Origin of the sequence: Streptomyces sp. CBMA29, assembly GCF_014596445.1 — a bacterium.
In the GTDB taxonomy this organism is placed as follows: Bacteria; Actinomycetota; Actinomycetes; order Streptomycetales; family Streptomycetaceae; genus Actinacidiphila.
The window spans coordinates 85,517-97,073 of record NZ_MECL01000009.1; the positions used below are offsets into that span (position 1 = coordinate 85,517).

An 11,557-nucleotide genomic window follows, 5' to 3' on the forward strand; every position below is an offset into this window, starting at 1 on the left:
CCGGGCGCGGCGCAGGTCAGCCGCTGGTCGAGAAGACCGGCTCCAGGTCGGTCCACCGGTCGGCGATCGTGTACACGGGGATGGTGTCCACCGGTGCGGCCCGTTCGACGACCCGGCCTCCGGCGTGGGTCCGCCCGGTCCAGACGTCGACCCAGTCGCCGTGCGGCAGATAGACCTCGCGGCTGGTGGCGCCCGGCTCGGTGACCGGGGCGACCAGGAGCGCGGAGCCGAGCCGGAACTGGTCGGGGAAGTCCCAGATCCGCCGGTCCCGGGGATCGTCGAAGAACAGCCCGCGCATCAGCGGCTTTCCCTGTGCCAGGCCGGTGCGGGTCTCCTGCGCCAGATACGGCACCAGCCGCTCGCGCAGGTGCGTGTATCTCCGGGAGATCTCCAGCACGCTCGGGTCTCCGGAGCGGTCCGCGATGTTCCACGGTGTACGGTCGCGCAGCGGCAGCCGGTGGTGGTTGTACTCCGAGTGGTACTGCATGATCGGCATGAAGCAGGACGCCGCGAAGGCCCTGACGTACAGCTCGGCGTCCGGGACGTCCCCGGAGAACCCGGCGATGTCCCAGCCCCAGTAGACGATGCCGCAGGCCGAGGCGGTGACGCCGGCGGTGAGGGAGTGCCGGTAGGCGTCCCAGGTGGAGTCCTCGTCGCCCGCCCAGAAGACGCCCGCGTTCTGCGAGCCGGTGAACCCGGCGCGGCTGAAGGTGACCGGCGCCTTGCCGCACTCACGCAGCAACTCGCCGTACGCGCGCGGGTATTCGACGGTGAACAGATTGTTGGTCAGCGCGCCTGTCGTGCCGTCGTCGTACCGCAGGTCGTCACCCCAGGCGTGTTCGCCGCCGTCCGTCTTGAAGCCGTCGACACCGACCTCGTCCACCAGGTAGCGGCGCTTGGCGAGCCACCACTGGCGTGCCTTGGGATGGGTCAGGTCCGGCATCAGCGCCTGCGGGAACCACCAGCCGCGGTTGCGGTAGGGCCGCGTGCCGCCCTCCTCCATGACGGCGTACCCGTGCTCGATCATCGCGCGGGCGTCGGCGGCGGCCTGGCCGCGCGGCGCCGGACGCGTCTTCATCAGCGGGATCTGCCAGAGCAGCACCTTGATGTCGCGGCTGTGCAACTCGTCGACCATGCCCTTGGGGTCGGGCCAGGCGCCGTCCGGCGGGAAGGTGAAGTCGGCCAGTCGGTGCGGGGCGCCGTCCTGCGTGACCGGGTACTTCGCGTCCCGGAAGGCGGTGAAGGTCGCCTCGTCGCTCCACGCCTCGATGACCAGCGCTCCGACCGGGATGTCCTCGTCGCGATGGCGGTCCATCTCGGCCATCACCCGTCGCTGGGTGTTCCATTCGTTGCCGCTGGCCCACAGGCGGAAGACCCAGTCGGGCAGTTCCTCGGGGCGGCCGGCCTCGTCGAGGAAGGCGGACAGCAACTCGTGGGGCGCGCCGCCGAAGCAGACCGTCTCGACCGCGCCGTCCGGCGGGGTCTGCGCCTCGATCCACAGCAGGCCCGGGTCGCTCGCCGCGATGTCGTACCAGGTACGTCGCGACGTGCGGACGTGGAAGGCCCAGTTGTCGGTGGAGTCGGCGGAGTCGGCGGAGCCCGCGCCGAGCACCATCGCGAACGGCATCGGCAGGTACGTACGGGTGGTGAAGCCCTGTCCCTTGTACTGCTCGAAGACCTGGGCGTCCAGGGTGTGTCCGCGTTGGTCGACGGCGTTGTAGCGCTCGCCGAAGCCGACCACATGCGCGTCGGGCGCCAGCCGCAGCGCGAAGCGGACCCGCAGCACCGCGCCGTCGGCGGCCACCAGGCTGGAGGCGGACCCTTCGACCAGCCGGCCGGTGTCCGCGGTGACCCGCAGCAGCGCGGCCCCTTCGCGCCACACCGCGGGGGCGACGGTGTGCCAGGACGTGGCGCGGCTGCGGCCGTCGCGGTGCCTGGCCACGAAGCGGTAACGGGCGGCCGTGCCCTCGGCGAGCGGAGCGGGCCGGACGACCCAGCGGGTACGGTCGCCACGGCCGCTCGCCGCCGCGGCGAGATGGCTGTCGGAGTCTCCGCCGTTGTCACCGGCCGTGCCGGTCCCGCCTTCGACGGCGGCGGTCAGCGCGGTGACGCCGTCACCGGCGTCCCACTCGCACACCACGGCCTCGACACCGGCTCCGGTGGAGGCGCGTACCTCGAACGGTTCGCCCGCCGAAGGGATCACGGGCACGCGCTGGTCGTCGGTCGGCTCGTAGGGGTGGCCGGAGCCGTGCGGACGGTGGCGGATCATACGGAGACTCCGAGTTCGTGGGCGAGGATGAGGTACATCGCGTGGGACCAGAGCAGCGGGGTGGCGTTCGGCCCCCAGCGCTCCTCCCACCGCGCGAGGTGTTCCGGCGCCAGCAGGCGTACGCCCGGGGCCTGTTCGGGCAGCAGTCCGTCGGCGGTGGACCGCGAGGCGATCCACTCCAGCTCGCGCAGGGCGTCGCCGGTACGGCCGACGCGCGCGTAGTGCCACCCGAGCAGCCCGGCGAGCACGGGCCACTGGCCGCCGCCGTAGAAGACGTCCTCCAGGTAGCGGTGCACGCCGCCTTCCGGCTCCACGAGGTCGCGTTCGACCGCGGCGAGCGTCGCGCGCGCGACCGGTCCTGCCGGGTCCACGGAGCGATAAGGGGTCAGGCAGGCCAGCAGGCTCGCGTCCACCGCCGCACCGCCCAGCCATTTCGCCAGGCCGCCGCCGTACAGGCCCTGTTCGCGGACGAGGGTGTCGATCCGGCTGACCGTGGGTCCGCACCGCCCAGCCGCGTCGAGTCCTGCCGCGCCGACTGCCGCGAGGCCGCCGCGGACGGCGCCGAGCGTGGCCCCGTGCCGGTGCTCCTTGGACTCCTCCCACCAGTCGTAGCAGGGCAGGTCCCAGGTCGCGGCGAGATAGCCGACGGTGAGGCGGACGGCCTCGCGGTAGGGGGCCGGGTCGCCGCCGTGCCGCCGCAGGTGCTCGGTGAGCGCCCACAGCCAGGTGCCGTAGCCGTCGGTCTGGAAGTCCCACCAGCCGACGTCCCCGGTGTCCGCGCCGTCCAGGGTGTACCGGGTGGGCAGCAGATCGGCCTCGGCGGGCTGTCCTCCCGCGTCCCGTGCGGCGATGATCCGCTCGATACGGGAGGCACGGTCCGTGATCACCTCGGCGCACCACCGGTGGAAGGCGTCGGCGGAGCCGGTCGCGCCGTACCGCGAGGCGGCCTCCGCGACGAACGAGCCGTCGCGGAACCAGGAGTAGCGGTAGACCTCGTAGCCGGGGCAGGCCGGGTACGCCCCGGAGGCGGCCTGGTGGGCGGTGATCACCTCCAGGCTGCGGCGGGCGAGGCGCGCGTGGCCGGGTGACTGCGTCGTGGAGGTGGACAAGGCTGGTGTCTCCTAAGCGGGCGATACGGGTGTCGCCGGGTGTGGCGGAGGGCCGCGGGGAGCGGGGGGTTCGGGGAGCGGGGGTTCGGGCGCCCGCGTGAGTGTCAGGTCTCCAGCGGGCGCCCGAAGTCTCACTTCAGCAGGGCGGTGACCTGCGTGGCCGCCTGCGAGAGCGCCTTGGCGACGTCCGTCCGGCCGGCGGCGGCGTTGGTGAGGGCGTTGTTGATGATGTCCTGCATCTGCTGCTGCTTGGCGATGACGGGCGCGGCGGCCTGGTTCTTCAGGGAGTCGAAGACGGCCTGGCGGTTGGCCGGCTTGCCCGCGGTGAGGTATCCGGCGACCTTGTCGGTGTCGGACAGCGGCGGGAGTTCCCAGGAGGAGTCGACGCGCGTCTTCGCGGTGGTGTCGGACGCGGTCAGGTAGTTCAGCCACTTGAAGGCCGCGCCGGAGTGCGCGGTGGCCTTGGAGACGGCGACGGAGTTCTGGAAGACCGCGCTGGCCTTGTGGGTGTCACCGGGTTCGACGGCCACGTCCCAGCCGAAGGGGACGTCCTTGAGGGCGCTGAACTGCCAGTTCCCGTTGTGCCACATGGCGAGCTTGCCGGCCTTGAAGAGGTTGGTGTCGAAGTCGGGGGTGCTCGCGCTCTTCGCTGCGTCGGGCATCGTCTTGTTGTTCTTGTCGATCAGCCATCTCGCGGCGGCGACGCCCTGTGGGCTGTCGAAGGTGGCTCTCGCGCCGTCGGTGGAGAAGAAGGAGCCGCCCGCCTGGTCGAGGGCCTTGGTGAACTCGTTGAAGCTGATGGGCTGGTAGTCGCCCCACACGCCCTTGGCGCGGTCGGTGAGCTTGAGGGCGGCGGCCTGCTCGTCCTTCCAGGTCCAGTCCGCGGTGGGGACGGGGACGCCGGCCCTGGTGAAGAGGTCCTTGTTGTAGATGAGGACCACGGTAGAGAAGGACTCCGGCAGCGCGTACTGCTTGCCCTTGTACTGTGCCGCTTCCAGGTTGGCCGGGGCGTACGCCGAGGCGTTGTAGGCCGGTTCCTTGGCGGCGGGGTCCGTCAGGTCGAGCAGGGCGCCGGAGGAGGCGTAGGTGACCAGGCTCTGCTGGTCGAGTTCGAAGGTGTCGGGCGCGGTACCGCCGGCGATCGAGGTCTGGAGCGTCGTGGCGTAGTCGGCGTAGGGAACGGCCTGGACCTGGATCTTGATGGTGGGGTTCTGCTTCTCGAAGGCGGCGACGATCGTGTCGAGGTCCTTGGTGTGGTCGGGGGCGGAGGAGAACGTCATGTAGCGGACGGTGGTCACGCCGTTCTCCGAGGTCGACTTGGTGGCGGAGCCCTGGGAGCAGGCGCTGGTCAGGGCCAGTGCCGCGAGACCGGTGGCGAGGGTGATGTGGCGGGTGCGCATGGCGGATTCCTTGGGGTGATGGGGAGTCGGTAGGCGTTCGAAGGGTGTTCGGGAGGTGCGCCGGGGGGGCGGGGCCGCTCGGGCCGCCCGGCTACTTCAGGCCCGACTGGGCGACGCTCTGGACCACGTGCTTCTGGGCGAAGAGGTAGATGGCCATGATCGGGAGGGTGCTGAGGACCGATCCGGCCATCACCACGTTCCACTGGGTGCCGAACTGGCCCTGGAGGTTGGCCAGTGCCAGCGGGAGGGTCTTGAACTCCGGCGAGCGGATGATGACCAGCGGCCACAGGAGGCTGTTCCAGCTGGCCATGAAGGCGAAGACGGAGAAGGTCGCGAGCGACGGGCGTACCAGCGGCAGCACCACCGAGCCGAAGATCCGCAGGTGGCCCGCGCCGTCCAGCCTGGCCGCCTCGTCCAGTTCCCGGGGCACGGCGTCCATGGCCTGGCGCAGCAGGAAGACGCCGAAGCCCGAGGCGAGGGTCGGGGCGAGCAGGGCGAAGTAGGTGTCGACCAGGTTCAGGGCCTTCATCTCCGCGAAGAGCGGGACGATCAGGACCTGGAGCGGGATCATCATGGTGGCGAGGTAGAGGGCGAAGACCAGGCCCCTGCCGCGAAAGCGCAGCCGGGAGAAGGCGTACGCGGCCATGGAGCTGGTGATCAGCTGCACGACGGTCGAGACCAGGGCCAGGCAGAGGCTGTTGACGGCGACCCGGGTGAAGGGCATCGCGCGGAAGAGGCTGCGGTAGCCGTCCCCGCTGACGGTGTCGGGTATCAGGGAGGGGGCGGAGATGCCGCTGCCGTGCGGTTGCAGCGAGGTGATCAGCACCCACAGGAACGGGAAGAGCATTCCGGCCGCCCCGAGGACGACCAGCGTGGTGACGGCGGCGGCGCGCAGCCGCCGGCGGCTGCTCGTACGCGGGCCCCGGTCCGCGGTACGGGACGGCGGGACGCGGGGGAGGTCCGCCGCGGGCGCGGGCTGTCGGGCGGGGGTCGTGGTCAGTTCAGGCATGGGTCACCCACCGCCGCTGGACTCGGGTCATGACCGCGGTGACGGCCATCATCACGGCGAAGAGCAGCCAGGACAGGGCCGAGCCGCTGCCGACCTGCCCGTACCGGAAGGACAGGTCGTAGACCTCCTCGACGACGGTGCGCGAGGACCCGGCGGGGCCGCCGCCGGTCATCACGAAGACCTGGTCGAACACCTGGAAGCCGTTGATCAGGGAGATGAGGACGACGAAGTAGGTGGAGGGCGAGAGCAGCGGCAGCGTGATGCGCCGGAACCGCTGCCAGGCGTTCGCTCCGTCGATGGTGGCCGCTTCGTACAGCTCCTGGGGGATCGCCTGGAGCCCTGCCAGCAGGATGACCATGACGAAGCCGAGGTCCTTCCACGCCGAGGCGAGGATCACCGAAGGCAGCGCCCAGGTCGGTGAGGCCCACCAGTCGGGGGTGGGCAGGCCCACGCCGCCGAGGACCCGGTTGAGCAGTCCCCCGTCGGGGCTGAGGATCCACTTCCAGGTCAGCGAGACCATCACCCAGCTGGTGATGACCGGCAGGAAGTAGACCGACCGCAGGACGCTGCGGCCCCGCATCCGGCGGTTGAGGGCGAGCGCCAGGACCAGGCCGCCCACGTACACCAGCGGGAGGTAGCCGGCGATGAAGTACACGGTGTGCGCGAACGCGACCCGGGTGTCGCCGTCGCCCAGCAGGTGGGTGTAGTTCGCGAACCCGACCCAGCGCATCGGGGAGATCAGATCCCAGGAGTGGAGGCTGATCCACAGCGAGGAGACCATCGGCGCGAAGGTGAACAGCAGCAGCGGGACGGCGCTCGGCGCCAGGAAGAACAGCACCGCGCCGCGGTTGCGCCACTTCCGCCGTCGGGCGGCGGCGGCCGGAACGGACACCGGGACGGCCGTCGGGGCGGACACCGGGCCCCGGCCGGGGCGTACGGAAAGGGGGCCGATGGTCATCTCGCGCTCCTTTCGACCGCCGCGCCGCCGAGCCCGTGGATCCGTCGGCGCGGATCGACGCTGCCGACGCCGCCGTCCAGGGACGCGGCGAGCACCAGGGCGGCGGCGCCCTGCGCCCAGATGGTGTCCGTGTACGGCTCGACGGTGATCGCCAGTTCCCGGGCGCGGCGGGGGGCGTGGCGTTCGAACGCCTCCCGGACGCCCGGCTCCCACCAGGGCCAGGAGCGGGTCCCCTCCCCCATGACCACGATCTCCCGCGGGTCCAGGAGCGTGGCGAGTCCGGCCAGTTGACGGCCCAGGAGCTGTCCGGCCTCGCGCAGGATGCGACGCGCCGTCGCCGTACGGTCATCGGCGCCGTCAGAGCCCGCTGAGGCGTCCGAGCCGTTCGCGAGGTCCGCGAGGTCGGCGGGCGTGGCGTCCTCGCCGAGGACGCCTGCCGCGCGTGCCGTACGGAGCAGGACGTCATCGCTGATCAGGGCTTCCAGGCAGCCGCGGTTCCCGCAGGTGCAGGGCGGTCCGTCCGGATCGGCCGGGACGTGGCCGAAGTCTCCGGCGCCTCCGTGGGCGCCCCGGTAGACGTGCCCGCCCGCGACGACGGCCAGGCCGATGCCACGGCCGATGGTGACCACCAGGAAGTCGTTGAGGCTGCGTCCCCGCCCGTACAGGCGCTCACCGCTGCCCAGGGCGTTGACGTCGTTCTCCACCAGGACGGCGAGCCCCAAAGAGGCGCCGAGCATGGTGCCGAGCGGCACGTTCTCCCAGTTCAGCATCGCCGCGTCCACGACCCCGCTGTCAGGGCGGTCGACGGTGCCTGGCACGCCCACTCCTATCCCCAGCAGCGGCGGCACACCCCGCGCGGACTCGGTGAACGGACGCAGGAGTTCGGCGATCGCGGGCACCGCCTCCAGCGCCGTGGCGTCGAAGGGGACCGTCATGGTCTCCGTGACCCGTCCGTCCAGCCGCATGTCGACCAGCGCGACATGGTCGACGGCCACCTTGACGCCCAGCGCCCGGCCGGCGCTGCCGACCAGACCGATCAGCCGACCGCGGCGGCCGCCCCGGGAGGGCTCCTGCCGGTCGAGCTCCTCGATCACTCCTTGCGTCAGCAGCCGCCGCGTCACCTGGGTCAGCGTCGCCGGACTCATCCCCAGGTCCCGCGCGAGCGCCGCACGCGACATCGGCCCTGCCCTGCCCAGCAGTGCCAGCACCGCGGTGCTGGTGAGATCCTCGCCCGACGACCCGTTCATTCGCACTCTTTCTTTACTGGATAAATAAACTGCCTGAACGTTAAGGCGGCCTCACGACCACGTCAACCCCCCGTTTCCATCACGTTTCGGCCACTGCTCGGCGCGCGTCCGCCGCGGCCCGCGCACCGGCGCGACCGGTGGGACGCCTGGGGCGTCAGTGCTGCTGAAGTGCGGACTGTCGGACGGTGTTGCCGCGGCCTATAGTGCGGTTGCGACGACGCGACGCGGAGGAAGCCACGACGTGAATCGCAGTCGTGGAACCGCGCGCGTGCCGTGCGGGGCCGGGGCACCGCCTCCTGGGAGTTCCGTGATGGACAACGGTCGTCTGAGGGTTGAGACGCTCGGGCCGCTGCGCGCGTACGCGGCGGGACGGGAACTCGCTCTCGGCCCGCCGAAGCAGCGCGCGGTCTTCGCCGTCCTCGCGCTGAGCGGCAACGCGGTCGTCTCGCGCGACCGTCTGATCGACGGGGTGTGGGGCGAGTCGCCCCCGACCACCGCGGTCGGCAGCCTGCACACCTACGTGTCCGGTCTGCGCCGGGCGCTGGACGGTCTCGGTGAGCCGCTGACCAGTTCGGCGGCGGGCTACTCGCTGCTGCTCGACCCGGCCGGCCTCGACGTCACGGTGGTCGAGCGGCTGGCGGCGCGGGCCAGGTCCCTGACCGCCGGGCGGGAACCGGCCGCCGCGGTCACCGTCTACGAGGAGGCGCTGGCCCTGTGGCGCTCGGGCACGGCGCTCGGCGGTCTGCCGGGGCCGTTCGGCGCGGAGCACCGCACCTGGGCGGCCGACCTTCGGTTACGGCTGGTCGTCGAGCACGCCGAACTGCTCCTGGAACTGGCTCAACCCGCCGCCGCGGCCGACCGGCTGGCGCTCCACGTGGCCGACCATCCCTACGACGAGCGGTTGCGCGCCCTGCTGATCACGGCTCTGAGCCGCAGCGGCAGGACCGCTGACGCGCTCGCCCGCTATCACGACCTGCGCAAGCTCCTCGCCGAGGATCTGGGCATCGACCCCTCGGCCGAACTGCGGTCGCTGTACGCGTCGTTGCTGGCCGACAGCGCCGCTGCGGACACCACGCCCGCCGCCCCCGCTCCGGCCGCGGCACCGGTGCGCCCCGCGCAACTGCCGCGCGAGGTCGCCGACTTCATCGGCCGGGAGGACGCGGTACGCCGGGTGCTGGACGCGGCGCGGGACGCCGCACCCGGCAGCGGCGGCGAGGCCGCGCCGCCGCGGATCGTGATGGTCGTCGGGGTCGGGGGCGTGGGCAAGACCGCGCTGGCGGTGCGGTGCGCCCACCTGCTGGCCGACGCGTACCCGGACGGCCAGTTGTATGTGAACCTGCGCGGCTTCGACCCCAAGCGCCCGGCCCGCTCCCCCGCCGACGCCCTGCACCACCTGCTCGCCTCCTCGCACGCGGGGACGGTCCCGACCGACCAGGAGGAACGGGTCGCGCTGTGGCGCAGCATCGTCCGGGACAAGCGCCTGCTCATCGTGCTGGACAACGCCGAGTCAGCCGACCAGGTCGAGGACCTGCTGCCGGGCGACGGCCCCTCGTTCGTCATCGTGACCAGCCGCAACCGGCTCAGCGGCCTCGCGGTGCGGTACTCGGCACACCGCGAGACGCTGTCCCCGCTCACCGCCGACGAGTCGCTGAGCATGCTGCGCACCTCGATCGGCGACGCGCGGGTCGGCGCCGAACTGCCCGCGGCCCGGCGGCTGGCCGAGCTGTGCGACCGCCTGCCGCTGGCCCTGCGGATCGCCTCGGAGCAGGTGACCTCCGGGTCGTCCCAGGTGCGGATCGCCGACCTGGCGGCCGAGTTGGAGGATGTGCGGTACCGGCTCGACGCGCTCCAGATCCCGGACGACGAGCTGTACTCGGTGCGCGGCGTGCTCTCCTGGTCCTACGCCCGGCTGGACGCGCGGGCGGCGCACGCCTTCCGCACGCTGGGGCTGTTCCCCGGGGTGAGCATCCGCGCGGAGGCGGCCACCGCGCTGCTGGACGTCCCGGCGCCGGTGGCCGCCGCCGCGCTGCGCAATCTCGCCGCGCAGCACCTGATGGAGACCACCGGCAACGGCTACTGGATGCACGACCTGACCCGTATCTACGCCGAGGAGGTCTCCGGCGACGGCGAGAGCGCCGAGTCCCGCAAGGGAGCGCTGCGCAGGGTGCTCCACTGGTATGTGCGGACCCTCACGCAGGACTACAAGTCCAACGCGGTCAAACTCCCTTTCACCCTCGACCCGGTGGCCCCGCACGCGCCGCTGCGCTTCGCGGACCAGAAGGAGTTGGTGACCTGGTGCGTACAGGAGTGGGACAACATCTCCCCGCTCCTGCGCACGGCGCAGCGCATCGGCTGCCACGACGAGGCGTGGCAGCTGGCCTATCTGCTCTTCGACTACTTCTACGCGGCCGGGCAGACCAAGGACTGGGTCGAGGTGCTGCGGCTCGGGGTGCGCAGTACCGAGATGGTCGAGGACCGGCGCGCCCAGGCGGTGCTGCTCAACCATCTGGGCGTGGCCTACTCCCGGTTGGGCGACAACGAAGCGGCGGTGCACGAACAGCGGCGCGGTCTGCGGCTGTTGGAGGATCTGGGCGACGACGTCCTGCGCACCAGCCTGCTGGGGAATCTGGCGTCCACGCTCCGCGAGGCCAAGGAGTACCGGGCCGCGCTGTCCTACGCCAGCCAGGCCCTGGACCTGGCCCGCCACAGCGGCCACGAGTACTACGAGGCGGGCTGTCTGGACGTGCTGTGCGAACTCCACGCCGAGCTGGGCGAGTTCGAGGACTCGCTCTGGTACGGCACCTTTGGCCTCGCGGTGTCACGGCGCTGCGGGAACGTCCTGCTGGAGGCCAACATCCTGATCAATCTGGGCGGCGCCGAGTACGGGCTCGCCCACGACGAGAAGGCGCTGCGGTACTTCCAGGAGGCGTTGACGCTGTGCGAGTCGAGCGGCGACCACTACCACGAGGCGCTGACGCTGTTCGGTCTCGCGAAGGTGAAGCGGGCCAGGGCGGAACCGGACTCCGCGCGCGCCCTCGCGGACCGGGCGCTGCTGCGCCTGAAGGAGCTGGGCGCGGAGGAGGTCGGCGACGTCACGGAGTTCCTGCGTGCGCTGGACGCGGGACCGCGGGAAGCTCCGGCCGAGCAGCCAGGACCGCGCGCCGGTCGGTACCGTCCCACGGTCCGCGCTGTCCCCGCTGCCAGATCAGCACCGCCTCGACCCGGCTCTCGGCACCCAGCGACCTGAAGATCCGGTTGATGTGGTTCTTCACGGTCTTCTCGCTCACGTGCAGGCGCGCGGCGATCTCGGCGTTGCGCGCGCCGCGGGAGACCAGGGCCATCACTTCGTGCTGACGGCGGGACAGGGCCGGGGCGGTGACCGCGGAGATCGGAAGAGCGTCGGGGAGGGGAAGGGGGGGGGGGCCGGGGGGGCGGCGGGGGGGGGGGGGGGGGGGGGGGGGGGGGGGGTGGGGGGGGGGGGGGGGGGGGGGGGGGGGGGGGGGGGGGGGGGGGGGGGGGGGGGGGGGGGGGGGGGGCGGGGGGGGGGGGGCGGGGGGGGGGGGGG

The 11,557-nt window shown here is 72.2% G+C and carries 7 protein-coding genes and 1 pseudogene; 1 reads left to right on the forward strand and 7 read right to left on the reverse strand.

Annotated elements, in window-relative coordinates; translation table 11 throughout:
- Nucleotides 1-16 precede the first annotated feature (16 nt).
- The 6 genes from BGM09_RS02235 to BGM09_RS02260 form a co-directional block, all read right to left on the reverse strand.
- Nucleotides 17-2,269, reverse strand: a complete 2,253-nt coding sequence (locus BGM09_RS02235; RefSeq protein WP_188279646.1) for a TIM-barrel domain-containing protein — start codon at nucleotides 2,267-2,269, stop codon at nucleotides 17-19.
- On the reverse strand, nucleotides 2,266-3,378 hold the full coding sequence (locus BGM09_RS02240) for a glycoside hydrolase family 15 protein (RefSeq protein WP_188279647.1): 1,113 nt from the start codon (nucleotides 3,376-3,378) through the stop codon (nucleotides 2,266-2,268). The genes BGM09_RS02235 and BGM09_RS02240 overlap by 4 nt, the downstream gene beginning before the upstream one ends.
- Nucleotides 3,379-3,509: 131 nt before the next feature.
- Nucleotides 3,510-4,778: an ABC transporter substrate-binding protein gene (locus tag BGM09_RS02245; RefSeq protein WP_188279648.1), complete on the reverse strand. Its 1,269-nt coding sequence runs from the start codon at nucleotides 4,776-4,778 to the stop codon at nucleotides 3,510-3,512.
- 91 nt (nucleotides 4,779-4,869) lie between these two features.
- On the reverse strand, nucleotides 4,870-5,787 hold the full coding sequence (locus BGM09_RS02250; protein ID WP_188279649.1) for a carbohydrate ABC transporter permease: 918 nt from the start codon (nucleotides 5,785-5,787) through the stop codon (nucleotides 4,870-4,872).
- The gene (locus BGM09_RS02255) at nucleotides 5,780-6,745 is read right to left on the reverse strand and encodes a carbohydrate ABC transporter permease (protein ID WP_188279650.1); all 966 of its coding nucleotides are present in this window, start codon (nucleotides 6,743-6,745) and stop codon (nucleotides 5,780-5,782) included. The genes BGM09_RS02250 and BGM09_RS02255 overlap by 8 nt, the downstream gene beginning before the upstream one ends.
- Nucleotides 6,742-7,992, reverse strand: coding sequence for an ROK family transcriptional regulator (locus BGM09_RS02260; protein WP_188279651.1), 1,251 nt, complete (start codon nucleotides 7,990-7,992; stop codon nucleotides 6,742-6,744). The genes BGM09_RS02255 and BGM09_RS02260 overlap by 4 nt, the downstream gene beginning before the upstream one ends.
- A gap of 310 nt (nucleotides 7,993-8,302) precedes the next feature.
- Here BGM09_RS02260 and BGM09_RS02265 point away from each other — a divergent pair, with 310 nt between their 5' ends.
- Nucleotides 8,303-11,239 (forward strand): BTAD domain-containing putative transcriptional regulator, encoded by a 2,937-nt coding sequence (locus tag BGM09_RS02265; protein WP_188279652.1) that lies wholly within the window; start codon nucleotides 8,303-8,305, stop codon nucleotides 11,237-11,239.
- A 19-nt stretch (nucleotides 11,240-11,258) separates the two neighbouring features.
- On the opposite strand, the pseudogene BGM09_RS39110 reads toward BGM09_RS02265, so the two are convergent.
- Nucleotides 11,259-11,333: pseudogene (locus tag BGM09_RS39110) on the reverse strand (LuxR C-terminal-related transcriptional regulator); the annotation flags it as partial.
- Nucleotides 11,334-11,557: the final 224 nt, after the last annotated feature.

Excerpts from the sequence above, each read along its gene's own strand:
- BGM09_RS02260 (WP_188279651.1), bottom strand. The coding sequence starts at position 7,992 with ATGAACGGGTCGTCGGGCGAGGATCTCACCAGCACCGCGGTGCTGGCA.
- BGM09_RS02265 (WP_188279652.1), top strand. The coding sequence starts at position 8,303 with ATGGACAACGGTCGTCTGAGGGTTGAGACGCTCGGGCCGCTGCGCGCG.
- BGM09_RS02250 (WP_188279649.1), bottom strand. The coding sequence starts at position 5,787 with ATGCCTGAACTGACCACGACCCCCGCCCGACAGCCCGCGCCCGCGGCG.
- BGM09_RS02255 (WP_188279650.1), bottom strand. The coding sequence starts at position 6,745 with ATGACCATCGGCCCCCTTTCCGTACGCCCCGGCCGGGGCCCGGTGTCC.
- BGM09_RS02235 (WP_188279646.1), bottom strand. The coding sequence starts at position 2,269 with ATGATCCGCCACCGTCCGCACGGCTCCGGCCACCCCTACGAGCCGACC.
- BGM09_RS02245 (WP_188279648.1), bottom strand. The coding sequence starts at position 4,778 with ATGCGCACCCGCCACATCACCCTCGCCACCGGTCTCGCGGCACTGGCC.